Source organism: Pseudomonas sp. 2848 (genome assembly GCF_003253945.1).
Lineage (GTDB): Bacteria > Pseudomonadota > Gammaproteobacteria > Pseudomonadales > Pseudomonadaceae > Aquipseudomonas.
In genome coordinates, this window is sequence record NZ_QKZD01000004.1 from 212,792 (window position 1) to 238,679 (window position 25,888).

At 67.1% G+C, this 25,888-nt stretch carries 22 protein-coding genes; 13 read left to right on the forward strand and 9 right to left on the reverse strand.

Annotation, left to right across the window (positions count from 1 at the left end):
• Positions 1–6: 6 nt before the first annotated feature.
• On the reverse strand, positions 7–1,323 hold the full coding sequence (locus DFS21_RS10190; protein ID WP_111532234.1) for a hypothetical protein: 1,317 nt from the start codon (positions 1,321–1,323) through the stop codon (positions 7–9).
• A gap of 219 nt (positions 1,324–1,542) precedes the next feature.
• Between DFS21_RS10190 and DFS21_RS10195 the strand changes: the two genes are divergently transcribed.
• The 7 genes from DFS21_RS10195 (at position 1,543) to DFS21_RS10225 (ending at position 10,194) form a co-directional block, all read left to right on the forward strand.
• Positions 1,543–2,757 carry a sugar transporter gene (locus DFS21_RS10195; protein ID WP_111532235.1) on the forward strand — a complete coding sequence of 405 codons (1,215 nt, stop codon included), beginning with the start codon at positions 1,543–1,545 and terminating at the stop codon, positions 2,755–2,757.
• Positions 2,758–2,997: 240 nt separating this feature from the next.
• Positions 2,998–3,501, forward strand: coding sequence for a DUF2165 family protein (locus DFS21_RS10200; protein ID WP_111532236.1), 504 nt, complete (start codon positions 2,998–3,000; stop codon positions 3,499–3,501).
• Entirely contained in the window at positions 3,498–4,592 is a 1,095-nt protein-coding gene (locus tag DFS21_RS10205) for an efflux RND transporter periplasmic adaptor subunit (RefSeq protein ID WP_111532237.1), read from the forward strand. Before DFS21_RS10200 ends, DFS21_RS10205 begins: the two co-directional genes overlap by 4 nt.
• An 18-nt stretch (positions 4,593–4,610) precedes the next feature.
• Entirely contained in the window at positions 4,611–7,694 is a 3,084-nt protein-coding gene (locus tag DFS21_RS10210; protein WP_102685044.1) for a MexW/MexI family multidrug efflux RND transporter permease subunit, read from the forward strand.
• Positions 7,691–9,085, forward strand: a complete 1,395-nt coding sequence (locus tag DFS21_RS10215; RefSeq protein ID WP_111532238.1) for an efflux transporter outer membrane subunit — start codon at positions 7,691–7,693, stop codon at positions 9,083–9,085. The genes DFS21_RS10210 and DFS21_RS10215 overlap by 4 nt, the downstream gene beginning before the upstream one ends.
• Before the next feature lie 163 nt (positions 9,086–9,248).
• Positions 9,249–9,470, forward strand: a complete 222-nt coding sequence (locus DFS21_RS10220; RefSeq protein ID WP_023632740.1) for an MbtH family protein — start codon at positions 9,249–9,251, stop codon at positions 9,468–9,470.
• Positions 9,471–9,474: 4 nt separating this feature from the next.
• A complete protein-coding gene (locus tag DFS21_RS10225; protein ID WP_110701579.1) occupies positions 9,475–10,194 on the forward strand; it encodes a thioesterase II family protein in 720 nt (239 codons plus the stop codon).
• A gap of 457 nt (positions 10,195–10,651) precedes the next feature.
• Here the strand turns inward: DFS21_RS10225 and DFS21_RS10230 are convergent, their stop codons facing one another.
• Positions 10,652–11,515 (reverse strand): LysR substrate-binding domain-containing protein, encoded by an 864-nt coding sequence (locus DFS21_RS10230; RefSeq protein WP_110701581.1) that lies wholly within the window; start codon positions 11,513–11,515, stop codon positions 10,652–10,654.
• Positions 11,516–11,761: 246 nt separating this feature from the next.
• Between DFS21_RS10230 and DFS21_RS10235 the strand changes: the two genes are divergently transcribed.
• The 5 genes from DFS21_RS10235 (at position 11,762) to DFS21_RS10255 (ending at position 17,823) form a co-directional block, all read left to right on the forward strand.
• The gene (locus DFS21_RS10235) at positions 11,762–13,078 is read left to right on the forward strand and encodes an MFS transporter (protein WP_111532239.1); all 1,317 of its coding nucleotides are present in this window, start codon (positions 11,762–11,764) and stop codon (positions 13,076–13,078) included.
• 14 nt (positions 13,079–13,092) lie between these two features.
• Positions 13,093–14,484, forward strand: a complete 1,392-nt coding sequence (locus DFS21_RS10240) for an FAD-dependent oxidoreductase (protein ID WP_110701585.1) — start codon at positions 13,093–13,095, stop codon at positions 14,482–14,484.
• A gap of 105 nt (positions 14,485–14,589) precedes the next feature.
• A complete protein-coding gene (locus DFS21_RS10245; RefSeq protein WP_110701587.1) occupies positions 14,590–15,300 on the forward strand; it encodes a YebC/PmpR family DNA-binding transcriptional regulator in 711 nt (236 codons plus the stop codon).
• Between the two features lie 87 nt (positions 15,301–15,387).
• The gene (locus tag DFS21_RS10250; protein ID WP_110701589.1) at positions 15,388–16,332 is read left to right on the forward strand and encodes a LysR family transcriptional regulator; all 945 of its coding nucleotides are present in this window, start codon (positions 15,388–15,390) and stop codon (positions 16,330–16,332) included.
• A 78-nt stretch (positions 16,333–16,410) separates the two neighbouring features.
• Complete coding sequence (locus tag DFS21_RS10255) at positions 16,411–17,823, forward strand: DOPA decarboxylase (RefSeq protein WP_111532240.1); 1,413 nt, start codon at positions 16,411–16,413, stop codon at positions 17,821–17,823.
• Between the two features lie 7 nt (positions 17,824–17,830).
• Here the strand turns inward: DFS21_RS10255 and DFS21_RS10260 are convergent, their stop codons facing one another.
• The 7 genes from DFS21_RS10260 to DFS21_RS10290 form a co-directional block, all read right to left on the reverse strand.
• Complete coding sequence (locus tag DFS21_RS10260) at positions 17,831–18,439, reverse strand: M24 family metallopeptidase (RefSeq protein ID WP_111532241.1); 609 nt, start codon at positions 18,437–18,439, stop codon at positions 17,831–17,833.
• A 109-nt stretch (positions 18,440–18,548) separates the two neighbouring features.
• Positions 18,549–19,163, reverse strand: a complete 615-nt coding sequence (locus tag DFS21_RS10265; protein WP_110701595.1) for a TetR family transcriptional regulator C-terminal domain-containing protein — start codon at positions 19,161–19,163, stop codon at positions 18,549–18,551.
• 100 nt (positions 19,164–19,263) lie between these two features.
• Entirely contained in the window at positions 19,264–20,178 is a 915-nt protein-coding gene (locus tag DFS21_RS10270) for a pyridoxal-phosphate dependent enzyme (protein WP_110701597.1), read from the reverse strand.
• Positions 20,179–20,193: 15 nt separating this feature from the next.
• Positions 20,194–20,889: a transcriptional regulator gene (locus tag DFS21_RS10275; RefSeq protein ID WP_110701599.1), complete on the reverse strand. Its 696-nt coding sequence runs from the start codon at positions 20,887–20,889 to the stop codon at positions 20,194–20,196.
• A gap of 140 nt (positions 20,890–21,029) precedes the next feature.
• Positions 21,030–22,733, reverse strand: coding sequence for an amidase (locus DFS21_RS10280; protein ID WP_111532320.1), 1,704 nt, complete (start codon positions 22,731–22,733; stop codon positions 21,030–21,032).
• A gap of 202 nt (positions 22,734–22,935) precedes the next feature.
• Complete coding sequence (yghU, locus tag DFS21_RS10285) at positions 22,936–23,775, reverse strand: glutathione-dependent disulfide-bond oxidoreductase (RefSeq protein ID WP_111532242.1); 840 nt, start codon at positions 23,773–23,775, stop codon at positions 22,936–22,938.
• A 114-nt stretch (positions 23,776–23,889) separates the two neighbouring features.
• A complete protein-coding gene (locus DFS21_RS10290; protein WP_110701603.1) occupies positions 23,890–24,855 on the reverse strand; it encodes a DMT family transporter in 966 nt (321 codons plus the stop codon).
• 104 nt (positions 24,856–24,959) lie between these two features.
• Between DFS21_RS10290 and DFS21_RS10295 the strand changes: the two genes are divergently transcribed.
• On the forward strand, positions 24,960–25,844 hold the full coding sequence (locus DFS21_RS10295) for a LysR substrate-binding domain-containing protein (RefSeq protein ID WP_038705881.1): 885 nt from the start codon (positions 24,960–24,962) through the stop codon (positions 25,842–25,844).
• The last annotated feature ends 44 nt before the right edge of the window (positions 25,845–25,888 follow it).

Consider the following 25,888-nt stretch of genomic DNA (forward strand, 5'->3'; position numbering starts at 1 on the left):
AGCGATCTACCAGGCCAGAGGCCGGTCGAACCCTTTCCAGCACAACCAGCGCCGCACCTCGGCATGCGCCCCCGTGCCGATCTGCCACTGCGGTCGGCCACGATCCAACGCGATCTGCGAAATGAACCCGGCATGGCTGGCCACCACCAGGGTGCGGCCGTCGGCGCTGATGTCCATGGCGCTGATCGTCGAACCAAGATAGTGCTGCCAGTGCTCGTGGCCGTCCTCGCCGAAGGCGCGCAGGTAGCCATGGGCGTCACCGACGATGTATTCGCCATCGCGGGCCACCCCGGCGTAGACCCTTGCGCCGTCCTGCAGCAGTGGCGTGCGCGGGTCATTGCTGTAGAAACCGGTATCCAGCTCCGGCAGGTCGGCCACCCGCACGCCGACGGTGCCGCCCTGATAGAAGTGGCAAGCATTGAGGATCAGCTGGTCGCCCCGGCGGTTGAACAGCGCGAAGTGCGGGTACTCGCTGGCCGGGCCGACCTCTGCGATGCGCCTGAACTGCTCGTCGAGCACCAGGTGACGGCCGCATTGTTCGCCCAGGGCGACCAGCCTGCCGTCCGGTGACAGTGCGGCATGTGCCATCGTCAGGCCCAGGGCGATGTCGTCCGGGTCAGTGCCCCGGCGCAGCTCCTCGAGAATGTCGTCCTCGCGTGGCAGCAGGCGCGTGGCACCAGCGGCGGCAAGCACGAAGATGCCGTCGCTGCTGACCAGCAGGACCCGCTGGCCATCGGGGAAGGGCAGCAGCGCAGTGGGCGTCGGCGGCAGGTCGAAGGGGTCGAACGGGTAACCCGCCGGTAACCCTTCCAGACCATGGGGCCAGGCCAGCCGGGCCACTTGCGGGCCACCCCAGCCATCGGTCACGCGTACCCCCTCGGCGTTGGCCAGGGCGAAGTAGCGCCGCCCTGGGCAGCGCCCGAAGTGCTCGACACCGATCACCGAGGTGACGCCCTGGCCGTCGAGGCGCAGCACCTGGCCGCGCTCGAACGGCATGCCGATGCGCACCAGCAGGCTGCCGTCGTCGAGCAGCAGCAGGTTGCCGATGCCCTGGGCCTGTTCGTCGAGCAATGGCAACAGCGGCAGATGCGCCGGGGGCCAGGCTTCGCGGAACAACTGGCGTTGCTGTTCGTCGGTGCCCGGGCGGTTTATCGCCAGCAGCGCCGCCTGCCAGGCGTCGAGCAGATGCTCGGTGGCCGGCGCCTGTGGTTCCTCCAGATCGTCCCAGCCTTGCGCGCGGCCCTGCGCGACATAGCGGTTGATGGCCTCGGCATAGGCGATGACCGCCTCGCGCCATTGCTGCTGGGGGTGCTGCTTGTCCATGGGCGGATCGAACTCCTTGTTCCGCAGGGTAGGTGATGTGCGACAAAAGGGTGCACGCAGGCGCGCATGGTACTCCGTCCGCGCCCGCGGTTGTGAGGCTCGGCCTTGATGCGTACCATGCCGGACATCCTTTCAATAAGAAAACGTGCGTCACCGGCCTGGAACCTGGGCAGGCGATGCGCGTCCTGTTGCCTTGTCCGCGGAGAAAAACATCTTCACATGAATGGTCCCGTCCCCACCTCCATGCCTCCCACCGCCGGCAGCGGCAGTTGGCTGAGCGTCATCGCCCTGGCGCTGGCGGCGTTCATCTTCAATACCACCGAGTTCGTCCCGGTGGCGCTGCTCAGCGATATCGGCCGCAGCTTCGAGATGAGCACCGCACAGGTCGGCCTGATGCTGACCATCTACGCCTGGGTGGTGGCACTGGCCTCGCTGCCGATGATGCTGGTGACCCGCAACATCGAACGCCGCCGCCTGCTGCTGCTGGTGTTCCTGGTATTCATCGTCAGCCACCTGATGTCGTGGCTGTCGCAGAGCTTCGCCATGCTGCTGGTCAGCCGCATCGGCATCGCCCTGGCCCATGCCGTGTTCTGGGCCATCACCGCGTCGCTGGCGGTGCGCGTGGCGCCGCCCGGCCAGCAGGCCAAGGCGCTGGGCCTGCTGGCCACCGGCACCACCCTGGCGATGGTCATGGGCATCCCGCTGGGGCGTGTGGTGGGTGAGGCGCTGGGCTGGCGCATTACCTTCCTGTGTATCGCCGGGGTGGCGCTGGCGACCATGCTCTGCCTGATGAAGTCGCTGCCGCTGCTGCCGAGCCAGAACTCCGGCTCGCTGCGCAGCCTGCCGGTGCTGTTCAAGCGTCCGGCGCTGGTGATCACCTACATGCTGGTAACCCTGGTGATTACCGCGCAGTTCACTGCCTACAGCTACATCGAACCCTTCGCCCTGCACGTGGCACGGATCAGTGGCGAACACACCACGTTGCTGCTGTTGCTGTACGGCGGTGCCGGCGTGTTCGGCTCGGTGTTGTTCAGCCGCTACAGCGAGCGTTTCCCCCATGGCTTCCTGGTGGGCGCCATCGGCGCGCTTGCCGCGTGCCTGCTGCTGCTGTTGCCGCTGTCGGGCAATTTCCAGGTGTTCGCCGCCCTGAGCATGGTCTGGGGCGTGGCGATCCTGAGCTTCAGCCTGGCCTTGCAGTCCAAGACCCTCAAGCTTGCCTCGGATGCCACCGACGTGGCCATGGCGTTGTTCTCCGGTATCTACAACATCGGTATCGGTGGCGGTGCGTTGCTTGGCAGCATTGTCAGCAGCCAGGTGGGCGTGGCGCATATCGGCCTGGTGGGGGGCGGCGTGGCGGTTGTCGGCCTGGCGCTGGCGTTGGCCAGTACCCAGCGCTTTCGCGAAGCCCTGACTCGGGTGCCTGGGCAGGCGTGAACCACGCCTTCTGCAGGAGCGGTCAAAGCCGCTCCTGCAGGCATTCCATTGACCCAGAATCCCGGTTCCTGGCACCTCCAGCCCTGCAAATGTCTCCCGACTGATCCGCATCAACTTCCCTGGCAACACGCGCCCCTGTAATAGGGGCGCTTGTGTATCGGCAAGGCTGCCTCTAATATCCAAGCGTTTTCTTGTGTAATTGCCTGGCGTCCCGCCCAGGCCATCAATACGGACGTTGATATGGATTTGCACACCTCCCTGTGGCTGTTCCAAGCCATCCAGGCCGTGGGCCTGGCGTTGTGGCTGAGCATCGCGGTACTGAACAACCTGCAGGCCTTCGCCAGCTCCGTCGGCGCCATTGGCGCCACCTTGGCCATGGCGCCACTGCGCCAGCCGCCGGCCATCGAATTCCCCTTGTTGCGCAGGGCCTGTCATTCGGCAGGCTTGGCCCGCGCCGCGCTGCTGGTGATCCTGCTGCTGCAGATCGTCGCCAGCCTGGCGGCCTGGGTCGGCACCTATGGGCTGATCGTCGCCCAGGATCCGCTCCTGGCCCGGGCCTGGTTGAACCTGGCACTTGGCGCCTTCCTCGCCTTCACTTTCGCCATGCTGCTCGGGGGCCTGTGGTTCGGCTACTGGATACGCCAGGAAGGCCTGCAGCTCACCCACCTGGTGCTGGTGCTGTGGGCGACCCTGGCGTTCTTCCTGTTCAACCTGGATTGGGCCTCAGGCGAGGACGCGCAATGAATAGCAAGGCAATACTTAGCAGTGCCCTGGTGCTGGCCCTGGCCACCGCCGGTGGCCTGGCCTGGCGCCACACCGGGCAGGCCCAGGCCACGGCAGCCGCGCCGCGGCACCTGGTCAAGGTGGCCCTGGCCACGGTACAGAAAGCACCGCAGAAACGCGCCTTCGCCGGCGTCGGCGAGCTGGAGGCGGTGCACCAGGTGCTGGTGTCGGCCGAGATCGGCGGGCGGGTGACGGCGATCAACTTCAGCTCCGGCCAGCAGGTGCGCAAGGGTGATGTGCTGGTCACCCTCAACGATGCCCCGGAGCAGGCCGAGCGCCTGCGCCTGAAGGCCCAGCTGGACAATGCGCGGACCAACTACCGGCGCGTCAAGGACCTGCTGCGCGAGAACGCCGCCACCCAGGAACAGCTGGACAACGCCCTGGCGGCCCGCGACATGGCCCAGGGCGAGCTGGCCCGTACCGAGGCGGTGATCGCCCAGAAGGCGGTGCGCGCACCCTTCGACGGGCGCCTGGGTATCCGGCGGGTGAACCAGGGCCAGTACCTCAATGTCGGCGACCCGGTGGTCAGCCTGATCGACACCCGCAGCCTGTACGTCAACTTCTCCCTCGAGGAGCAGCTCAGCGCCCAGCTGCGCACCGGCCAGGCGGTCGAGGTGCGGTTGGATGCGTTCCCCGATAAGGCCTTCACCGCGCACATCACCGCCATCGACCCCTTGATCGGCCGTTCGCGCACGGTGCAGGTGCAGGCCACCCTGGCCAAGCCCGATGCGCGCCTGTCGGCCGGCATGTATGCCAGCGTGCAGGTAGCCAGCCCCGATGACGGCCAGGTGTTGACCGTGCCGGAAACCGCCGTTGCCTATACGGCTTACGGCGACACGGTGTTCGTCGCCCGCCACGATGCCGCCGCCGATGCCCTGGTGGTACAGCGCGTGGCAGTGCGTACCGGTGAACGCCAGGCCGGGCGGGTGGTGATCGAGCAGGGCCTGCGCGAGGACGACCAGGTAGTGGTGTCCGGGCAGTTGCGCCTGAGCGACGGCGCCGCCGTGCAAGCCACCGAAGACACCCTGCAGGCCCCGGCCAGCGGCGCCTGACCCCAGCGAGAAAACGCCATGACATTCACCGACCTGTTCGTGCGCCGGCCTGTGCTGGCGCTGGTGGTCAGCACCTTGATCCTGCTGCTGGGGCTGCTGTCGCTGCTGCAGTTGCCGATCCGCCAGTACCCCTTGCTGGAAAGCTCGACCATTACCGTGACCACCGAGTACCCCGGCGCCCCCGCCGAGCTGATGCAGGGTTTCGTCACCCAGCCGATCGCCCAGGCGGTGTCGTCGGTGGAAGGTATCGACTACCTGTCGTCCTCGTCGGTGCAGGGCCGTAGCCTGGTGACCGTGCGCATGGAGCTGAACCGCGACTCGACCCAGGCCCTCACCGAGGTGATGGCCAAGGTCAACCAGGTGCGTTTCCGCCTGCCGGAGCGGGCCTACGATCCGGTGATCGAGCGTTCGGCGGGCGAGTCCACGGCCGTGGCCTACATCGGTTTTGCCAGCGCGAGCCTGCCGATCCCGGCCATGACCGACTACCTCACCCGGGTGGTCGAGCCGCTGCTCAGTACCATCGAGGGTGTGGCCAAGGTCCAGGTGTTCGGTGGCCAGACCCTGTCCATGCGCCTGTGGATCGACCCGGCGCGCCTGGCCGCCCGGGGCCTGACCGCGGCCGACGTGGCCGAGGCGGTGCGCCGCAACAACTACCAGGCGGCGCCGGGCAAGGTGAAGGGCCAGTACGTGATCGCCAATATCCGCGTCGACACCGACCTGACCTCGGTCGGCGACTTCCGTGAGCTGGTGATCCGCAACGACGGCAACGGCCTGGTGCGCATCCGCGACATCGGCACGGTCGAGCTGGGCGCGGCTTCGGCCGAGACCAGCGCCAGCATGGACGGCGTGCCGGCGGTGCACCTGGGGCTGTTCGCCACCCCGGGCGGCAACCCGCTGGTGATCGTCGACGGCATCCGCCAGTTGCTGCCACAGATTCGCCAGACCCTGCCGCCGGACGTCAAGGCGGAGCTTGCCTTCGAGACGGCGCGCTTCATCCAGGCCTCCATCGACGAGGTCACCAAGACCTTGCTCGAGGCCTTGGCAATCGTCGTGGTGGTGATCTATCTGTGCCTGGGCTCGCTGCGCACGGTGCTGATTCCGGTGGTGACCATCCCGCTGTCGATGCTCGGGGCCGCGGCGCTGATGCTGGCCTTCGGTTTCAGCGTCAATCTGCTTACCCTGCTGGCCATGGTGCTCGCGGTGGGGCTGGTGGTGGACGACGCCATTGTCGTGGTGGAGAACGTCCACCGCCATATCGAGGAAGGGCGCACGCCGGTGGCGGCGGCATTGATCGGCGCCCGTGAGGTGGCCGGGCCGGTGATCGCCATGACCATCACCCTGGCTGCAGTGTACGCGCCGATCGGCATGATGGGCGGCTTGACCGGCGCGTTGTTCCGCGAGTTTGCCCTGACCCTGGCCGGGGCGGTGGTGGTCTCCGGCGTGGTGGCCCTGACCCTGTCGCCAGTGATGAGCTCGTTCCTGCTCGACGCCCGCCAGTCCGAGGGGCGCATGGCCCATGCGGCCAACCGTTTCTTCGACTGGCTGGCCGAGCGCTACGCCCATGTGCTGGGCTTCTCGCTGAAACACCGCTGGATCAGCGTCGGTTTCGCCTTGCTGGTGCTGGTCAGCCTGCCGCTGTTGTACGCCTTGCCGCAGCGCGAGCTGGCGCCGACCGAGGACCAGGCCGGGCTGCTCACCGCGATCAAGGCACCGCAGCACGCCAACCTGGCCTATGTGGAGCGCTTCGCCGACAAGCTCGATGCGGTCTACCGGACCCTGCCGGAAACCGTCAGCACCTGGATCATCAACGGCAGCGACGGCATCGCCTCGGGCATCGGCGGCATCAACCTGCAGCCATGGGGCGAGCGCGAACGCAATGCCTCGCAGATCCAGCTCGACCTGCAGGCGGCGGTGAACGATGTCGAGGGCACCAGCATCTTCGCCTTCCAGCTGCCCGCGCTGCCGGGCTCCACCGGTGGCCTGCCGGTGCAGATGGTGTTGCGTAGCTCGCAGGACTACCGGGTGCTGTTCGACACCATGGAGCAGGTCAAGGCCAAGGCGCGGCAGAGCGGCCTGTTCGCCGTGGTCGACAGCGACCTGGACTACAACAACCCGGTGGTGCAGGTGCGGGTCGACCGGGCCAAGGCCAACAGCATGGGTATCCGCATGCAGGACATCGGCGAGTCGCTGGCGGTGCTGGTGGGCGAGAACTACCTCAACCGCTTCGGCCTGGATGGCCGCTCCTATGATGTGATCGCGCAGAGCCCGCGTGACCAGCGCCTGACCCCGCAGGCCCTGACCCGGCAGTACGTGCGCAGCGAGGAGGGCAGGCTAGTGCCGCTGTCCACCGTGGTGCAGGTCAGCGAGCAGGTCGAGCCCAACCGCCTGACCCAGTTCAACCAGCAGAACGCCGCGACCTTCCAGGGTATTCCGGCGGCCGGCGTCACCCTGGGCGACACCGTGGCCTTCCTCGAGCAGGCAGCCGCCGAACTGCCGGCGGGCTTCAGCATCGACTGGCAGTCCGACGCGCGCCAGTACCAGCAGGAGGGCAACGCCCTGATGCTGGCCTTCCTCGCCGCCGTGGTGGTGATCTACCTGGTGCTGGCGGCGCAGTACGAAAGCCTGGTCGATCCGCTGATCATCCTGATCACCGTGCCGCTGTCGATCAGCGGTGCGCTGCTGCCGCTGGCGCTGGGGGTGGCCACGGTGAACATCTACACGCAGATCGGCCTGGTGACGCTGATCGGCCTGATCAGCAAGCACGGCATCCTCATGGTCGAATTCGCCAACACCTTGCAGGCCGAGCAGCACCTGGACCGGCGCACGGCCATCGGCAAGGCAGCGCAGATCCGCTTGCGGCCGATCCTGATGACCACGGCGGCCATGGTGGTGGGGCTGATCCCGCTGTTGTTCGCCTCCGGTGCCGGTGCTGCCAGCCGCTTCGGGCTCGGCGTGGTGATTGTCACCGGGATGCTGGTCGGCACCTTGTTCACCCTGTTCGTGCTGCCGACCATCTACAGCCTGCTGGCCCGTGACCATGCCAGCACGGCGCGTTCGGCACGGGCCCGATCGTTGGCCGAAACCCTGGAGGGGCAGCCATGAAGCCGGTATTCGTCGTATCCCTGCTCGCCCTGGCCTTGTCGGCCTGCAGCGTCGGCCCCGACTACCGCAAGCCCGAGGCACCTGGCAGTGGCCTGCACAGTCCGCAGCGCGCCGCGTTCGCCGCCCGTGGCGAGATGCCGGAGCAGTGGTGGCGGTTCTTCGACGATCCGCAGCTGGTGCGCCTGGTCGACCAGGCCCTGGTCAACAACCACGATATCCGCCAGGCCCATGCCAACCTGCTGGCGGCGCGGGCGCTGTTCGACGACCGCAGCCTCGACCGCTACCCCTGGGTCACCGCCCGCGCTGGCTACAACCAGAGCCTGGAGCAGCAGCAACCGGCCGATGGCAGCGACCCGCGGCGCATGCGCACCGAGCAGTACCGCGCCGGATTCGACGTGCAGTGGGAGATCGACCTGTTCGGCCGCCTGCAGCGCCTGACCGACGCCGCCGAGGCGCGTGCCGACGCGGCGGCGGCTGACCTGCGCCAGGTGCGCTTGAGCATCGCCGCCGAGGTGGCGCGCAATTACTACCTCAAGCTCGGGCTCAAACGCAGCCTGGTGGTGGCCGAGGATCAGGTCGAGGCCTGGCGCGAGACCCTGCAACTGACCAGCGCCCAGGTGCGCGCCGGCAGTGGCCAGTACGAAGACCAGCAGAACGCCCATGCCAACCTGTTGCTCAGCGAGGCGGCGGTACCGCCGTTGCAGGCGGCCATCGAGCAGGCCAGTTATCGCCTCGATGTGTTGACCGGGCAGGTGCCGGGCGGCCTGGAGCAGGGCGCCGCGCCGTTCCTGCCGCCGTTGGCGCGCCAGTTGCCGCTGGGTGACGTTGATGCGCTGATTGGCCAGCGACCTGATGTGGTCAGTGCCGAGCGTGAGCTGGCGGCCAGCACCGAGGACGTCGGTGCGGCCACTGCCGAGCTGTACCCACGCCTGGACCTGGGCGGCTTCATTGGTTTCTTCGCCTTGCGCAGCGGCGACCTGGGCAGCGCGGCCCGCGCTTATGAGCTGGCACCGGTGGTCACCTGGCCGGCCTTGCGCCTGGGCAATGCCCGCGCCCGCCTGCGGGTGCGCGAGGCGCTGGCCGAGGGCAGCCAGGCGCGCTACCAGCAGGCGGTGCTGTTGGCCCGCGAGGAAGTGGAGAACGCCGTCACGCAGTTGGTACGCAACCAGGCACGGCTGCAAAGCCTGGTGGCCTCGGCCGGGCACGGCAGCGAGGCCATCGATATCGCCAACAAGCGCTATCGGCGCGGCGCCGGCACCTACCTGGCGGTGCTCGAGAACCAGCGTGCGCTGTTCTCGATCAAGCGCGAGGTGGCGGAGGCGGAGACGGCCTCGTACCTGGATGCGATTGCGCTGTACAAGGCCTTGGGGTGGGGGAGCGAGGCGATGTAGCCTGTGTTGCCAGGTACGCTGTGGCAGCCCGGCAAGACATGCGGGCTTCCCTCCTTTGGCAAGACCACGAGCAATGGCCTAATTTTCCCCGCGCGCCTTTCGTTTTCATGGAAGCCGCCCTGCGCCCGGCGCGTTCGGCCCTCATCATTCAAGGAGACAGGCAATGACTTCCGTTTTCGACCGCGACGATATCCAGTTCCAGGTAGTGGTCAACCACGAAGAGCAGTATTCCATCTGGCCCGACTACAAGGCGATCCCCAATGGCTGGCGCGCAGTGGGCAAGAGCGGCCTGAAGAAGGACTGCCTGGCCTACATCGACGAAGTCTGGACCGACATGCGGCCCCTGAGCCTGCGCCAGAAGATGGCCGAAGTCGCGGCGCAGTAAGGCGGTGTCGACCCTGAACCTGTTGTGCCTGCCGTATTCCGGTGCCAGTGCGATGGTCTACAGCCGCTGGCGGCGCAAGCTGCCGGCCTGGCTGCAGGTGCGCCCGGTGGAGCTGCCCGGGCGCGGCGCGCGCATGGCTGACCCGCTGCATACCGACCTGCGGGCCCTGGCCCGGCAGTTGGCCCATGAGCAGCGCGCCGTCACCCATGCGCCTTACGCCGTGCTCGGCCACAGCCTGGGGGCGCTGGTCGCCTTCGAGCTGGCCCATGAGTTGCGTGCACTCGGCTGCCCGCCGCCAGTGGCCTTGTTCGCCTGCGGCACTGCGGCGCCGACCCGGCGCGAGGATTACGCCGGTGGCAAATGGACCGAGCCGCGTGGTGATGCCGAGTTGATCGCCGAGCTGCGCAAGCTCGGTGGCACCTCCGAGGAAGTGCTGGCCAACGAAGAGCTCATGAGCCTGACCTTGCCGATCGTGCAGGCGGATTTTCTGCTTTGCGGCCGCTATGCGTACGAGCAGCGCCTGCCGCTGCAATGTCCCTTGCATGTATTCGCCGGCGAGAACGATCGCGCCAATGACGAACAGTTGCAGGCCTGGGGGCGGGAGACGGTTGGCGAGTATTCGCTGGCGAAGTTTCCGGGAGGGCATTTCTTTATTCACGAGCATGAAGAACGCGTGCTTGATGTGCTGTGCAGGACATTGGAGCCATTGCGGCTTTGTGCGTGATAGGTGGGGCAGTTTCTAGAATTCGCCTTACAGTTTTATAATTCTGCAGTGGCTTCATGCCTGGTTGTCGACGAGAGGCCTGACTGCATATAAGAACTTCAAACTCCCAATCCAGAACTTATTTTCTTGCTCTTGCTCTTGCTTCTAAGCGCGCGATAGTTCAGGCGCCACAAATTGCGACTTCAGGAGGCCGAGCGGAGTTCTTGCGAAGGGAGGTGACGGCCATGGATGGCCGTCAAGCGCTGCGCCCCAGGATGGGGCGTTCAGCGCGGTACTCCCGGGAGCAAGAACGGAGCGAGGGAACCCCGGAGCGAAGCGCAGGGGCCGTATGAACGGAGCCGAACGGTTTTGCCTACTTTTCACGAGAAAAGTAGGCCGCCGTAATGGCGGAAAGGTGACTAAAAGTCGACATCACCTACGAATGTGCATACAAAAACCAAAACAATAACCAAAGAACCTACTCCAAAACCATCTCCAAAAACGTAGCCACCACCCGCCGCATCCGCTGTTCCTGCAAACACACCAACGTCTCCGTCAAATGTCGCTGACAATCCACAATCGGCAAAGCACAAACCCGAGCATCGGCCCCGAATTCAGCCGCGGACACCACCCCCACACCAATCCCCACGACCACCGCCTCCCGCGCCGCCTCCCGCCCTTCGACCTGGATCGCCGACCGAATCCGCAACCCCGCCCGCTGCATCTCCTCCTCCAGCGTCTGCCGCGTCACCGACCCCGGCTCGCGCAGCACCAGCGGCGTATCGTCCAGGTCTGCCAGGCTGATCTGTCCACGGCTGGCCCAGGGATGCTGGTGCGAGACGAACGCCACCATCGGGTCGCGCCGCATCGGCACGCAGAACAGCCGCTCGTCATCGACATCGCGCCCGAGCAGGGCCAGGTCGGCCTGGTAGCTGAACAACCGCGCCAGCGACTCATCGGTGTTGCCGGTCTCGATCTTCACCTGGATCCCCGGATAGCGCTGGCAGAACCGGGCAATCTGCGGCAGCACATGCACTGGCGCGTCCACCGCCAGGGTCAGGCTGCCGGTGTGCAGGGCGCGTGAGTCCTGCAATAGCTCCTGGGCCTCGGCCTCGCAGGCGAACAGGCGCTGGGTGACGCCCAGCAGGCGCTCGCCCAGGTCGGTCAGCTGCACCGAGCGTTTGTTGCGGTGAAACAGCAAAACGCCAAAGCGTTCCTCCAGTTTGCGCACCTGGTCGGACACCGCCGGCTGGGTGAGAAACAGCTTTTGCGCCGCGCGGGTAAAGCTGCCTTGCTCGGCAACCGCGTGGAAGGCCTTGAGTTGAGCGTGGGAAACCGACATCGAACACTCCGCTTACAAGCTGGGCTTATGTGTGAAATACGATAAATCGATTTTATTTATCAGTCAGTAGCTGTTTCCATGTGTTTCAACCCGACGCCGCTGCCACGAGCAGCGGCATGTCGGCCATGGCGGCACCACCGCCATCTGACCAGGTGACGTCCCTCCGTCACGCAGTGCGCAACACAACAACAAGACAGGCGTTTCTTCACATTCTGCCGGCACACTCAAACAAGAGGTCAGAGTCAAATGAACCAATCCCTGGGCGCCATCAAGCGCTGGCGCGTGCAGATTTTCGCGATCACCTGGCTGGCCTATGCCGCCTTCTACTTCACCCGCAAGGCCTTCTCGGTGGCCAAGCTCGGCATCGGCGAAGACCCGACCTTCATGCTGGACAAGGCCGCCATGGCCAACCTCGACGCCATCTACCTGGCCGCCTACGCCGTGGGCCAGTTCACCTGGGGCATGCTCGCCGATCGCTTCGGGCCGCGCGTGGTGGTGCTCGGCGGGCTGCTGATCTCGTCGGCCGCCGCGGTGGTGATGGGCAGTTACGCAACCTTCCCGATCTTCGCTACCTGCATGCTGGTCCAAGGGCTGGCGCAGTCCACCGGCTGGGCGGGCTTGTGCAAGAACATCGGCAGTTTCTTCCCGGCGTCCCAGCGCGGACGGGTACTGGGGCTGTGGAGTTCGTGCTACGCCTTCGGTGGCCTGGTGGCCTCGCCGTTCGCCGGCTGGTGGGCCTACACCCTGGTCGGCACCTGGCACGCGGCATTCTTCTCCAGTGCCGTGGTGGTGGCCGTGGTGGCGGTGCTGTTCTTCATCTTCCAGCGCAACAAGCCCGAGGACGTCGGCCTGCCGGCCGTGGAGCCCGAGCCACAGAGCATGGCCCCAGGGGCGAACCTGTGCAGCGTGTGGGCGCCATTGCGCGAGATCCTGCGCAACCGCACGGTGCTGACCCTGGGCCTGGCCTACTTCCTGCTCAAGCCGGCGCGCTACGCCATCCTGCTGTGGGGGCCGGTGATCGTCTTCGAGCAGATGCCCTCGGTGGGCAAGGTCGGCGCGGCGATCATCCCCACGGCCTTCGAGCTGGCCGGGCTGCTTGGCCCGATCCTCATCGGCCTGGCTTCGGACAAGCTGTTCGGCGCCCGGCGCATGCCGGCCTGCGTGATCAGCCTGGTGCTGCTGACCCTGACCCTGGCCGGCTTCATGGCGGCGATGCACAGCGGCAGCGTGGCGCTGGTGGTGGCCTTGCTGTTCGTCATGGGCCTGACCCTCTACGGCCCGGACTCGATGATCAGCGGCGCCGCGGCCATCGACTTCGGCACGGCCAAGGCCGGCGCCACCGCGGCCGGTTTCGTCAACGGCTGCGGCTCGGTGGGCGCAGTGCTTGGCGGCTTGCTGCCGGGCTACTTCGACAGCGTCACGGTATTCATCGTCTTCGCCGGCACCGCGCTGTTCTCCGCCCTCGTGCTGCTGCCGCACTGGAACAGCCGTCCGGCAACGGCACCCCAGGCCACCGACGTGGCCCCCAATACCGGCATGGCGATCAAGCCACTGCGTACCTAGAGGAAAGCGAGCAGATGAGACCCTTCTGGCTGCAACAGGCCCTGGACCAGGAAGACGAGGCCCTGTGCCCGCCGCTCGCCGGCGATGCGCGCTGCGACGTGTGCATCGTCGGCGGTGGCTACACCGGGTTGTGGACTGCCTTGATGATCAAGGAACAGGCGCCGCAGCTGGAGGTGCTGCTGATCGAGGCCGACATCTGCGGCGCCGGGGCCAGCGGGCGCAACGGTGGCTGCGCGCTGTCCTGGTCGGCCAAGTACTTCACCCTCGAACGGTTGTTCGGGGTGGCCGAGGCGGTGCGTCTGGTGGGCGAGTCCGAACGCAGCATCGGCGCCATCGGCGAGTTCTGCGCGGCCAATGGCATCCGCTGCGACTTCCGCATGGACGGCACGCTCTACACCGCCACCAACCAGGCCCAGCTCGGCGGCACCGATGCGGTGATCGCCGCGCTGGAGCGCCACGGCATCAACTCGTTCCAGCGCCTGGCGCTGGAACAGGTGCAGCGCCTGGCCGGCTCCCAGCGGCATCTGGAGGGCTGGTACTCGCCGGCCGCGGCCACGGTACAGCCGGGGCGTCTGGTGCGCGGCTTGCGCCGGGTAGCCTTGCAGCGTGGCGTGCGCATTCACGAAGGCACGGCGATGACCGGCCTGGAGCATGGCGCGCCGGCACAGGTGCGCACCCGGGCCGGCACCATCCGCGCCGACCGCGTGGTGTTGGGCCTCAATGCCTGGATGGCGCGGGCTTTCCCGCAGTTCGAGCGCAGCGTGGCGATCGTCTCCAGCGACATGGTGATCACCGAGCCGTGCCCCGAGCTGCTGCGTCAGATCGGCCTGGACAGCGGCGTCAGCGTGCTCGACTCGCGGATCTTCGTGCACTACTACCACAACACCTCCGACGGTCGGCTGATGCTCGGCAAGGGCGGCAATACCTTTGCCTACGGCGGGCGCATGCTGCCGGTGTTCGACCAGCCGTCGCCGTATCAACCGTTGCTGCGTGACAGCCTGGCCGAGTTCTTCCCGGCGCTGGCCGAGGTGCCGTTGGCGGCGAGCTGGAACGGGCCGTCGGACCGCTCGGTGACCGGCCTGCCGTTCTTTGGCCGGCTCGATGGACAGGGCAACGTGTTCTATGGCTTCGGCTATTCAGGCAGCGGGGTGGGGCCGTGTCACATGGGCGGGCAGATCCTCTCGTCGCTGACCTTGGGGCTGGACAACGCCTGGACCCGCTCGCCGCTGGTCAAGGGTCCGCTGGGGCGTTTCCCGCCGGAGCCGGTGCGCTACCTGGGGTCGCTGATGGTGCGCAACGCCATTCGCCGCAAGGAGCGCGCCGAAGACCGCGGCTTGCGTCCACGCGGGCTGGATGTGCGCCTGGCGAAGTTCGCGGCGGCGGCGGGGAAGGCCGACAAGGGCTGAAGCTGATGCGATTTCTTGTCGAACCCGGTGCGCAGGGCGTATAAACTCTCCCCACTTTTTGGCCGGTCGCTTCCTGAACCGGCCGCTGAAACAAAGAGAGTCGATATGGGCGCACAGTGGAAAGCCAAGCATAGAGAAACGGCGGCCAACGCCAAGGGCAAGATCATGGGCAAGCTGGCCAAGGAGATCCAGATCGCCGCCAAGTCCGGCGCTGACCCGGACATGAACCCGCGCCTGCGCCTGGCCATCGTCCAGGCCAAGAAAGCCTCGATGACCCGTGAGACCCTGGAGCGCGCGATCAAGAAGGGCGCAGGTCTGGACGGCGAGGCCGTGCAGTACCATGCCGTCAGCTATGAAGGCTTCGCCCCGCACCAGGTGCCGCTGATCGTCGAGTGCCTGACCGACAACGTCAACCGCACCGTGGCGCAGATCCGCGTCCTGTTCCGCAAGGGCCAACTGGGTGCCAGCGGTTCGGTGGCCTGGGACTTCAACCACGTCGGCCTGATCGAGGCGACCCCGGAAGGCGACGCCGACCCGGAAATGGCAGCCATCGAAGCCGGTGCCCAGGACTTCGAGGACGGCGAGGAAGAGGGTTCGACCCTGTTCATCACCGATACCACCGACCTGGACGCCGTGCAGAAGGCCCTGCCCGAGCATGGCTTCACCGTCACCTCGGCGAAGATTGGCTACACCCCGAAAAACCCGGTGAGTGCGGCCAGCCTGAGCGCCGAAGCCCTGGCCGAGGTCGAGGCATTCCTCGAGGCTATCGACGAGAACGACGACGTGCAGAACGTCTATGTCGGCCTGACTGACTGAGCCTCGCGTTATCCTCGCGGGGCAAGCCCTCTCCCCAGTGCGTCTGTGGGAGCGGGCTTGCCCCGCGATCATTTCCGGACCTGTGCCATGCACCCCAGCTTCGCCTCCCTCAGCCTTGCCCACCTGCGTACCCTCGACTGTCTCCTGCAGCTGAAGAACCTCAGCCACGCAGCCGAGCGCCTGGGCTGCAGCCAATCGGCGCTGAGCCGCCAGCTAGCCAGCCTGCGCGAGGCTTTCGACGACCCGCTGCTGGTGCGCCAGGGGCGTGGCTATGTGCTCAGCGAACACGCCGAAACGCTGGTCGAGCCATTGCGCCAGGTACTCGACGAGCTCAACGCCCTGCGCCAGCCCGCAGCGTTCGACCCGGCGCGCTGCGAACGGCGCTTCTGCCTGGCCGCCTCGGACTACGTGGCCGAACATATGCTGCCGCAGCTGGTGAAAGCGTTGGAGCAGGAGGCGCCAGGGGTATCGCTGGAGTACCGCACCTGGCAGGCCGGGCAGTACGCCTTGCTCGCCAGCGGCGAGATCGACCTGGCCACCACGCTGTTCGACGAGTCGCCACCCAACCTGCACGGTCGGCTGCTGGGCGAGGATCGGGCGGTGTGCCTGATGCGCCATGACCATCCGCTGAGCGCCCGCGCCGAACTGAGCCAGGATGACTACCTGGCCTTCAAGCACGTGCGGGTGTCCGGTGGCGGCGACAAGGACAGTTTCATCGACCGCCATCTGCGTGCCCAGGGGCTGCAACGGCGCGTCAGCCTGGAGGTGCCGTTCTTCAGCGCGATGGTCCAGGTGGTCGGCAACGGCCAGGCGCTGGCCACGGTGCCCGAGCATATCGCCCGGCAACTGGCGCGGTTGCATGGGCTGAGCTGGCGGCCGATGGGCTTTGTCGAGCACACCCAGCGTTACTGGGTGGTATGGCATCAGCGTCTGCAGGCCTCGGCCGAACATCGCTGGCTGCGTAACCGGGTGTTCGAGGTGTGGCGCCAGTCGCAGTTCGGCGTGCAGGGTGGGCATGCGCCTTTGCCATAGCAGCTATGCGTGAAGCGGGGTTATTCGGCGGGTGATGGAGGCCTAGACTGCGAGGCATTGTCAGCCAGGAGACCGCCCATGACCCCCGAGCAATTCCGCCAATACGGCCACCAACTGATCGACCTGATCGCCGATTATCGCCAGACCGTCGGCGAACGCCCGGTCATGGCCCAGGTCGAACCCGGCTACCTCAAGGCCGCGCTGCCCCAAGGCGCGCCGCAGCAAGGCGAGCCGTTCGAGGCCATCCTCGCCGACGTCGACAAGCTGGTGATGCCCGGCCTGTCCCACTGGCAGCACCCGGACTTCTACGGCTACTTCCCCTCCAACGGCACTCTGTCATCAGTGCTCGGCGACTTCCTCAGCACGGGCCTGGGCGTGCTCGGCCTGTCGTGGCAGTCCAGCCCGGCCCTCAGCGAACTGGAGGAAACCACCCTCGACTGGCTGCGCCAGCTGCTCGGCCTTAGCGGGCAATGGAGCGGGGTGATCCAGGACACCGCCTCGACCAGTACCCTGGTGGCGCTGATCTGCGCCCGCGAGCGTGCCACCGACCATGCCCAGGTGCGCGGCGGCCTGCAGGCCCAGGGCAAGCCCCTGGTGGTCTACGTCAGCGCCCATGCCCACAGTTCGGTGGACAAGGCCGCGCTGCTGGCCGGATTCGGCCGTGAAAACATTCGCCTGATCCCCACCGACGCACACTACGCCATGCGCCCGGAGGCGCTGCGCGACGCCATCGCCGAGGACCTCGCCGCCGGCAACCAGCCCTGCGCCGTGGTGGCCACCACCGGCACCACCACCACCACCGCGCTGGACCCGCTGCGCCCGATCGGCGAGATCGCCCAGGCCAACCAGCTGTGGCTGCACGTGGACTCGGCCATGGCCGGTTCGGCGATGATCCTCCCGGAATGCCGCTGGATGTGGGACGGTATCGAGCTGGCTGACTCGGTGGTGGTCAATGCCCACAAGTGGCTGGGCGTGGCCTTCGATTGCTCGATCTACTATGTGCGCGACCCGCAGCACCTGATCCGGGTGATGAGTACCAACCCCAGCTACCTGCAGTCGGCGGTCGATGGCGAGGTGAAGAACCTGCGCGACTGGGGCATCCCCCTGGGGCGTCGGTTCCGCGCCTTGAAACTGTGGTTCATGCTGCGCAGCGAAGGTGTCGAGGCCCTGCAGCAACGCCTGCGCCGCGACCTGGAAAACGCACAGTGGCTGGCCGCGCAGGTGGAGGCGGCTGCCGCGTGGGAGGTGTTGGCGCCGGTGCAGTTGCAGACCTTGTGCATCCGCCATCGTCCGACGGGTCTCGAGGGCGAGGCGCTGGATGCCCACACCCGTGCCTGGGCCGAGCGCCTCAACGCCTCGGGTGATGCCTACGTGACCCCGGCGACCCTGGACGGGCGCTGGATGGTGCGGGTCTCGGTGGGGGCGCTGCCCACCGAGCGTGAGCATGTCGAGCGGCTGTGGGCTCGGTTGCAGGGGGTGGTGGCGGAGTAAGCTTCGTTCAGGCCAGCAGGTCCTCGTGGAAGGCGCCGTAGGCGTGCTCGGGATGAGCGATCTGGATCTCGAGGATCCACAGCCCGGCGCCGGGGGCGCCTTCGAAATCACCCAGGTCACCCGCACGATAGATGGCGTGGGGGAAGTCGCTGACGCGGTGCCCCTTGATGTCCATGTTCAGCTTCCAGCCCAGCTGGCGAGCACGCTCGGCGGCGAAGTGATAGAGCTCGACGCCGCTGACCCCCTGGCCGCGCCACTGGGCCTGCACCTCATCGAACAGGGTGCGGGCCGCCGCTGCGCAGGCGGCCATCTGCGGGTCGTTCCCGCTGACGAAAGTGGTGCCGGCATCGCCTTCATGGCCTTGCCAGACCACGCCCATGTCGATGAAGAAGATGTCGTTGTCGCCCAGCACCGGATCGCCGTCGGAGCGCTGCTTGAAGGTTTTCAGCGTATTGCTGCCGAAGCGGATGTGGGTGGGGTGCCAGATGCGCTGCATGCCCAGCTCGACCAGCACCTGTTGGCCCAGCTCCCGGGCCTGTGATTCACGCATGCCAGGATGGATGCCTTGGGCGATCCGCTCGACGGCCTCCCAGGTCATGCGCTGGGCATGCCTCATCAGTTCCAGCTGGTAGGGGGGGCCTACGGCTTCCTTGGCGGCGTTGACCGGGGTCTTGACGGTGCTCCTTGTCGATAGGTCAGTCGTTGTATTTTTAGTTATATATCGGTCATGCGCTCCTGCCCAGTGCGCAGGGCTCCGGACGCAGGCCGCGCAAGAGTAGCTCGGCCTGGGCCTGGGTCGAGGCGCGGGATGGCTTGATCTGCACTGAGCTGCCGGGTGCCATGCCGAAGCGGAAGGTCGCCAGGGACGTAGACCACAGGTACAGCAGCAGGTGCTCGGGCGTGGTCCGCACGATCAGCCCGCGCTCCATCCACTGCGCCAGGCAGGCCAGCGTCTGCCGGCCACTGCTGCGCAGCAGCTCGGCGCGTTCACCGGGCAGTTGCCGGGCGCCATGCAGCATTTCCTTGAGCCAGACGCGTACCGCGCCGGGGTGTTGGCGCGCCACCTCGGCCTTGGCCTTGAAGTAGCGGGGCAGGGCCTGTTCGGGGTGAGCCTCCGGCACCAGGCTGCGCGAGGCGCGCAGCAAGGGTTCCATCACCAGGTCGAGCACTGCGGTGTAGAGCAGGCGTTTGTTGCGGAAGTAGTAGAACACGTTGGCCCTGGGCAGCCCGGCGCGGGCGGCGATAGCGTCGACCCGGGCGGCGGCGAAACCATGGTGGGCGAATTCCTCGCTGGCGGCGGCGAGGATCAGTTGCAGGTTGCGATCACGGATACTGGGCATGGCAAACACGTACTTCTGAATCGATATGTTCAAAAGTATATAGCGGTAACGTGTTCGCCGACAGCTGCCCAGGCTCGTGTTCAAGCGAGCCTGTGTCGGATCAGCAGGCTTCGCGCCAGGCGCGGATCTGCTCCAGCGTTGCGGTGGCGCCACCGCAGACGATCACCAGGACATTGCCAAAGGCCGCCACTGCGTCGGGGTGTTCGAGCAAGGCCAGCGCCGCGCCGCAGGCCGGCTCCACCAGCAGGCGGTGATCGCGCAGCAGGCGTTCGCAGGCGTCGAGCGCCTCGCGATCACTCACCAGGTGGCTGACCACCGGGTGCTGGCGGGTGCAGGCCAGCGCCTGTTCGGCCACCCGCTTGGCCCCCAGTGAAGTGGCTACCGAGGTGATCCCCGGCAGTTCCACGGTGTGCCCGGCAGCCATGGCCGCGTGCATCGACGCCGCGCCTTCGGTTTCCACGGCCAGCACCGGCACATCCTGCCAGCCATTGCGCTGCAACCCTTCGACCACGCCGCGCAGCAGGCCGCCGCCGCCAACCGACAGCACCACCGCATCCGGCTTGCAGCCGGCCTGGGCCACTTCATCGATCATGCTGGCGTGGCCAGTCCACAGCAGCGGGTCGTCGAACGGGTGGATGAAGGCGTCACCCGCGCCCAGCAGGGTCTGCGCGTGCTCGTTGGCTTCCTGCCAGGAGCTGCCGCGCACCACCACGCTGGCGTCTTCCAGGCGCAGCAGTTCCTTGGCCCGTTCGGTGGTGGTCTCGGGCACCACCACGGTCACCGGCACGCCGAGTTTGCGGCCGGCGTAGGCCACCGCCAGCCCGGCATTGCCGCCGGACGAGGAGACGAAGTGACGGGCGCCGCGAGCATGGTGCGCCTCGCAGGCGTGGCCGACGCCGCGCAGCTTGAACGAGCCACAGGGTTGCAGGGCTTCGAGCTTGAGCCACACCGGGCGGCCGGCGCTCAGCGACAGCGGGCGGGATTCGATCAGCGGGGTAGGGATATGCAAGGGCATGGTGGGCTCCGTGGCTCAGTCGCGGGCAGCCGCGGCGGGCTCGCCGCGCAGCTGCTCCAGGTAGTTGTAGACGGTGTAGCGGGTCACGCCGAGGGCCTCGGCGGCTTTCTCGACGCCGCCCTTGACGATGAACAGGCCGCGCTCCTGCATCACGCGCACGGCCTCGACCTTGGCCTGCTTGGTCATCCGCCCCTGGCCGCTGCGCTGCAGTGCGTCCTGGATGATCCCGGCCATCAATGCAGTCATGTCGGCGGGCTCGTCGGCGGTTACCGTGGCTGGCGCGGCGCCCAGCGGCTGCAAGTGCCGCAGAAACGCCATGGCGGCGTCCAGGCCGGTGACGTCGGTGTTCACGCACAGGCTGGCGAAGGGCTGGCCGGTGCTGTCACGGTAGATCGCCGTGGCGCTGCGCAGGCTGCGCCCCTTGAGGGTGGTGGGGTAGTCGGGCAGCACCACAGGGTCGCAGCCCTGCTGGTCGGCGGCGGCCTGCATCAAGGCCTTGAACCCTTGGTCCTGTTCGGGAGCGGCGAGTATCGGGCTGCCGACCTGGCGGCCGGAGAGCTCGCCATTGACGATCGCCACCACCGAGCGTTCCGGGTGTTCGAGGTCGTGCAGAAGGATTTCCACATTTCGCGGGACGACGCTGCCCAGCGCCTGCAGGGCGGTCTTGAGCACGTTCAGGGTGAGCTGGCGTTCGTGGGCGAGGGTGAGCATGGTCGGCACCAGATTCAATATTGTGTTGAATATTACACAAAAAGTTGAATTTGGCGAAGGTGTCGAACGCTCAAAAGCAATCGCGGGGCCCTCCCGTTCCTACCCAGGGCAGGAGCGGAAGGGCCCCGCGATCAGGTGCGTCAGCCCAGTTTCGGCGTACGCGGCGGGACGATGCGGCGCGAGCCGGTAGACTCGAAGGCGGCGGCGAATTTCAACAGATTGTTGTCGCTGTACGCCTTGCCCGCGAAGGTCAGGCCCACTGGCATGCCGATATCGGCCATCACGCCCATCGGCACGGTCACGGTCGGCACGCCCAAGTGACGGATCGCCAGGTTGCCGTTGGCCACCCAGATGCCGTTGCTCCAGGCGATGTCTGCCGATTCGGGGTTCACATCGGCGTCCGCCGGGCCGACATCGGCCACGGTGGGGAACAGCACCGCGTCCAGGCCTTGGGCGTCCATCCAGTCTTCCAGGTCGAGCTTGCGGGTGGCTTCCAGGCCGCGCAGGCCGTCGGGCACGGTGGCGATCTGATCCCAGCTCTTCAGGCCGCGCTTGGCCATGTTGACGTACTCGTCCATGCCGGCGGCAAGGTCGTCTTCACGGTTGGGCAGGGTGCCGGGGTCGTGGGGGAAGATCTGCGGGCCATCGACATCGGCCAGGCGGTTGAGCTTGGGATCGTCGTTGGCGCGCAGGAAGTCGTCGAAGGCCCAGCCGGACAGTTCCCACAGTTCGTCATGCAGGAACTCCTTGCTGACGATCCCACGGGTGAACACGGTCGGCGCGCCGGGGCGGTCGCCCTCGCAATTGGAGACCAGCGGGAAGTCGGTCTCGACCACTTCGGCACCGGCCGCTTCCAGGGCCTGGCGGGCTTGCTGCCACAGCTCGATCACGCTGGCACGGGTATTGATGCGCTGGCCGGTCGGGCCGCCGATGCCGGGCTTCTCCGAGGTGCCGGCTTCGGCGTCGGCATTGATGTACATGCGTGGCACGGCAAAGCGCTTGCCCTTGAGCGACTCGGCGCCCACGGCCAGGTCCAGGTACGAGGCAGGGCGCACGCTCGAGGCGGCCGGGATCGGCACCCAGGGTTGCAGGCGCCACAGGTCGCCGCGCTTGTCGGCGTCGTCGGCCACCACCACGTCGAGGATCTCCAGCAGGTCGGCCATGGTCCGCGCATAAGGTACGACCACGTCCATGGTCGGCGTCAGCGGCCAGTTGCCGCGCACCGAGATCACCCCGCGCGACGGGGTGTAGGCGCACAGGCCGTTGTTCGAGGCCGGGCCGCGGCCACTGGACCAGGTTTCCTCGGCCAGGCCGAAGGCGCTGAAGCTGGCGGCGGTGGCGGTGCCGGCACCGTTGGAGGAGCCGGAGGCGAAGGGGGCTGTGAGGTAGGCGGCGTTGTACGGGCTTTCGGCGCGGCCATACACGCCACGCTGCATGCCGCCATTGGCCATCGGCGGCATGTTGGTCTTGCCCAGGCAGATGGCGCCGCCGGCGCGCAGGCGCTCGACGGTGAAGGCGTCGCGCTGGGCGACCAGGTCCTTGAACGCCGGGCTGCCGGAGGCGGCGGTCAGGCCCTTGACCAGGTAGCTGTCCTTGGCGGTGTAGGGGATGCCATCCAGCGGGCCGAGGGCTTCGCCACGGGCACGGCGGGCATCGGAGGCTTCGGCCTCTTTCAGGGCCTCGGGGTTGCGCACCACCACGGCATTGAGCCGCGTGGCGGTGTCGGTGCCGTCGTAGGCGTCGATGCGGGCCAGGTACGCCTTGACCAGCTCGACGGCCGTCGTGCGGCCGGACTCGAGCGCGTCGCGCAGCTCGGCAATGGAAACCTCGGTTACCTCGATCATGCTGTCACCACAGTTGTGCAGGTGGAAAATCATGGCGGCGAGTGTAGCAAGAAGGTCTTGATGGGCGCAGGCATGCAGCGGGGAAATGGTTGGTTGCAGCCGGGCAATCGAACGGCGGGTCGGTGTGCGCAGTTGCCTATGCCCCTCGAGGCATAGGCAACACGAATGAGGTGCACGCGTCGCTATGTGCGGGGTGACTGGGTCACTCCAGATCGCTGGCCGCGTGGCGCTCCGCCACCTGGCTGGCTTCCTCGCCCCAGGTGCGGTTGACCCGGGTGCCGCGCTGTACCGCCGGGCGCTGGGCGATGGCCTCTGCCCAGCGCTGCACATTGGCGTACTCGTGTACCGCGAGGAACTCGGCCGCGCCGTACAGGTTGCCGCGTACCAACTGGCCATACCAGGGCCATACGGCGATGTCGGCGATGCTGTACGTATCGCCGCCCAGGTAGGCGCTTTCGCCCAGGCGCCGGTCGAGCACGTCGAGCTGGCGCTTGGCTTCCATGGTGAAACGATTGATCGCGTATTCGAACTTTTCCGGCGCGTAGACGTAGAAGTGGCCGAAACCACCGCCCAGATAAGGTCCAGCGCCCATCTGCCAGAACAGCCAGTTGAGGGTCTCGGTGCGCGCGGCCAGGTCCTGGGGCAGGAAGGCGCCGAATTTTTCCGCCAGGTACAGCAGGATCGCGCCGGACTCGAACACCCGCACCGGCGGTTCGACGCTGCGGTCGAGCAGGGCGGGGATCTTCGAGTTGGGGTTGACCTGCACGAAGCCGCTGCCGAACTGGTCGCCTTCGCCAATACGGATCAGCCACGCGTCGTACTCGGCGCCGCCGTGGCCGAGGGCCAACAGCTCTTCCAGAAGGATGGTGACCTTGACCCCGTTGGGCGTGGCCAGGGAGTAGAGCTGCAGCGGATGCTTGCCGGTGGGCAGCGGCTTGTCGTGGGTGGCGCCGGCCACCGGGCGGTTGATGCTGGCGAACTGGCCGCCGGAAGGGGCCTCGAAGGTCCAGACCTTGGGCGGGACATAAGGGGGCTTGCTCATGGGAATCTCCTGGAGGGCGCGAGGTGGCCGGGTAAGGACGTGGACAGCTTTTCTATGCCATGGGTTCGCCGTGCAGGGCAAATGCAATGCGTGCCCGCAGCGGATGCATGGCGCCTACAGGGACCGCGCCGAGGCCGGGATCGGTGCGGTTGGCGCCTCTGGCTTTTTCGCCGGTTTCAGCCGCGATACCCCGAACAGCACCAGGACCAGCCCGGCCACCTGGTACAAGGAGATCGCCTCGCTGAGGATCAGCCATGAGGCCAGCATCGTCAGCACCGGCCCCAGGTTGCCCACCGCCGCCGTGTGCGTGGGCCCGAGGCGCTGGATCGCCAGCGCCACCCAGTAGATCGGCAGCACCGTGGAGAACAGCGCCATCAATGCCGCGTTGAGCCACACCGTGCCGGGCAGCTGCAGCAGCGGCGCGACATCGGCCACCAGCAGGTAGTGGGCCAGCACCATAAGCGAGGAGGCGGTACCGCACAATCCAGCCAGGCGCATCGAATTCATGCGCTTGAGCATCATGCCGGTGCCCGAGTAGTACAGGGCATAGGTGACCGCGCTGGCGAACACCCACAGCGAGCCGACCAGCACCGCATTGCCGCCGCCCGAGGCGCCGATGTCGTGGACAAAGGCGATGCCCAGCCCCAGGTAGCACAGGCCCATGGCCGCCAGGGTGCGCAGGGTCGGGCGTTCGCGCTGGACGATGGCCTGGATCACCAGCACCAGGGTCGGGTAGGTGAACAGGATCAGCCGCTCGAGCCCGGCACTGATGTATTGCAGGCCGTAGAAGTCGAACAGGCTGGCCAGGTAGTAGCCGAACAGGCCAAGCAAGGCTACGCGCAGGCCGTCGCCGGCGCTCAGCGGCGCGCCGCCCTGGCCACGGCTGGCCCACACCAGCCAGGCGAACAGCGGCAGCGACAGGGCCATGCGCAGTGCCAGCAGGCTGATGGCGTCCACCGGGCCTGCGGCATAGGCGAGCTTGACGAAGATGGCCTTGAAACTGAAGCCCAGGGCGGCGAGTACGGCGTACAGGCTGCCGTTGGCAAGGGCGCGCTGGAGCGGGGCGGGCAGGCGGGTCATGGCGGGTCCGTGGCACAGAAGAAGTGCGGTTTATTCTGCGCAGAACACACCCACGCTAGAATCGCTTTTTCTCGAACATGGCGTTCTGATTTGGAGAAGCCCTGATGCACTTCGACCTGGCCGACCTGCGGCTGCTCGCCGCCATTGCCGCCACCGGTAGCCTGAGCAAGGCGGCGGCGACCTTCCCGGTGGCGGTATCGGCCGCCAGCACCCGCCTGCGCCTGTTCGAGGCGCGCAGCGGGTTGACCCTGTTCCTGCGCAAGGCCGACGGCATGCAACTGACCCCGGCCGGGCGCCTGGTGCTGGAGTCGGCGCGGGGCGTGCTGGGCGAGGCGCAGAAGCTGCAGGACACGCTGCGCGAACTCGCCGGCCAGCGGCGCATCACCCTGCACCTGGCGGCGTCCACCGTGACCAACAGCACCCTGTTGCCGGCCGTGCTCGGGCCGTTCCTGGCCGACTACCCGGAGGTGGACCTGCAACTGGTCGAGCACAAGAGCATCGATGTCCTGCGGGTGGTGCTGGCCGGGGAGTGCGAGATCGGCGTGTACGACGGCAACCTGGTCAACGAGGGCGTGGTATCGCTGCCGTTTCGCACCGAGCGCCTGGTGCTGCTGGTGCCGCTCGATCACCCGTTGGCCGGGCGCGGCCAGCTGCGCCTGGCGGACGCGCTGGGTTTTCCCTTCGTCTGCCTGCCCGCCGAGCGTGCCATGCAGCGCTTCGTCGAGGAACTGGCGATGAACCTGGCCATGCCGCTGAAGGTGCGGGTGCGCGCGCCCAGCTTCGAAGCCATCGCCCAGCTGGTGGCCCAGCACGCGGGTATCGCCATGCTGCCGGAAACGGCGGCCGTGCGCGCCGAACAGGAACTGGCGGTGCGCCGGGTGGCGCTGGAGGAGCGTTGGGCGACCCTGGAGTTGCGTATCTGCTTCCGCAGTTGGGAAGCGCTCAGCTCGCATGGGCGACAGTTGGTGAGCTTCCTCTCCGGGCAATGACAGGTGACTGTCGTCTGGTAGGCGGATGAATGGGTTATCAGTCC

Coding starts and splice junctions, on each gene's coding strand:
- DFS21_RS10190 (WP_111532234.1), bottom strand. CDS start 1,323: ATGGACAAGCAGCACCCCCAGCAGCAATGGCGCGAGGCGGTCATCGCC.
- DFS21_RS10195 (WP_111532235.1), top strand. CDS start 1,543: ATGAATGGTCCCGTCCCCACCTCCATGCCTCCCACCGCCGGCAGCGGC.
- DFS21_RS10200 (WP_111532236.1), top strand. CDS start 2,998: ATGGATTTGCACACCTCCCTGTGGCTGTTCCAAGCCATCCAGGCCGTG.
- DFS21_RS10205 (WP_111532237.1), top strand. CDS start 3,498: ATGAATAGCAAGGCAATACTTAGCAGTGCCCTGGTGCTGGCCCTGGCC.
- DFS21_RS10210 (WP_102685044.1), top strand. CDS start 4,611: ATGACATTCACCGACCTGTTCGTGCGCCGGCCTGTGCTGGCGCTGGTG.
- DFS21_RS10215 (WP_111532238.1), top strand. CDS start 7,691: ATGAAGCCGGTATTCGTCGTATCCCTGCTCGCCCTGGCCTTGTCGGCC.
- DFS21_RS10220 (WP_023632740.1), top strand. CDS start 9,249: ATGACTTCCGTTTTCGACCGCGACGATATCCAGTTCCAGGTAGTGGTC.
- DFS21_RS10230 (WP_110701581.1), bottom strand. CDS start 11,515: ATGTCGGTTTCCCACGCTCAACTCAAGGCCTTCCACGCGGTTGCCGAG.
- DFS21_RS10235 (WP_111532239.1), top strand. CDS start 11,762: ATGAACCAATCCCTGGGCGCCATCAAGCGCTGGCGCGTGCAGATTTTC.
- DFS21_RS10240 (WP_110701585.1), top strand. CDS start 13,093: ATGAGACCCTTCTGGCTGCAACAGGCCCTGGACCAGGAAGACGAGGCC.
- DFS21_RS10245 (WP_110701587.1), top strand. CDS start 14,590: ATGGGCGCACAGTGGAAAGCCAAGCATAGAGAAACGGCGGCCAACGCC.
- DFS21_RS10250 (WP_110701589.1), top strand. CDS start 15,388: ATGCACCCCAGCTTCGCCTCCCTCAGCCTTGCCCACCTGCGTACCCTC.
- DFS21_RS10255 (WP_111532240.1), top strand. CDS start 16,411: ATGACCCCCGAGCAATTCCGCCAATACGGCCACCAACTGATCGACCTG.
- DFS21_RS10260 (WP_111532241.1), bottom strand. CDS start 18,439: ATGAGGCATGCCCAGCGCATGACCTGGGAGGCCGTCGAGCGGATCGCC.
- DFS21_RS10265 (WP_110701595.1), bottom strand. CDS start 19,163: ATGCCCAGTATCCGTGATCGCAACCTGCAACTGATCCTCGCCGCCGCC.
- DFS21_RS10270 (WP_110701597.1), bottom strand. CDS start 20,178: ATGCCCTTGCATATCCCTACCCCGCTGATCGAATCCCGCCCGCTGTCG.
- DFS21_RS10275 (WP_110701599.1), bottom strand. CDS start 20,889: ATGCTCACCCTCGCCCACGAACGCCAGCTCACCCTGAACGTGCTCAAG.
- DFS21_RS10280 (WP_111532320.1), bottom strand. CDS start 22,733: ATGATCGAGGTAACCGAGGTTTCCATTGCCGAGCTGCGCGACGCGCTC.
- yghU (WP_111532242.1), bottom strand. CDS start 23,775: ATGAGCAAGCCCCCTTATGTCCCGCCCAAGGTCTGGACCTTCGAGGCC.
- DFS21_RS10290 (WP_110701603.1), bottom strand. CDS start 24,855: ATGACCCGCCTGCCCGCCCCGCTCCAGCGCGCCCTTGCCAACGGCAGC.
- DFS21_RS10295 (WP_038705881.1), top strand. CDS start 24,960: ATGCACTTCGACCTGGCCGACCTGCGGCTGCTCGCCGCCATTGCCGCC.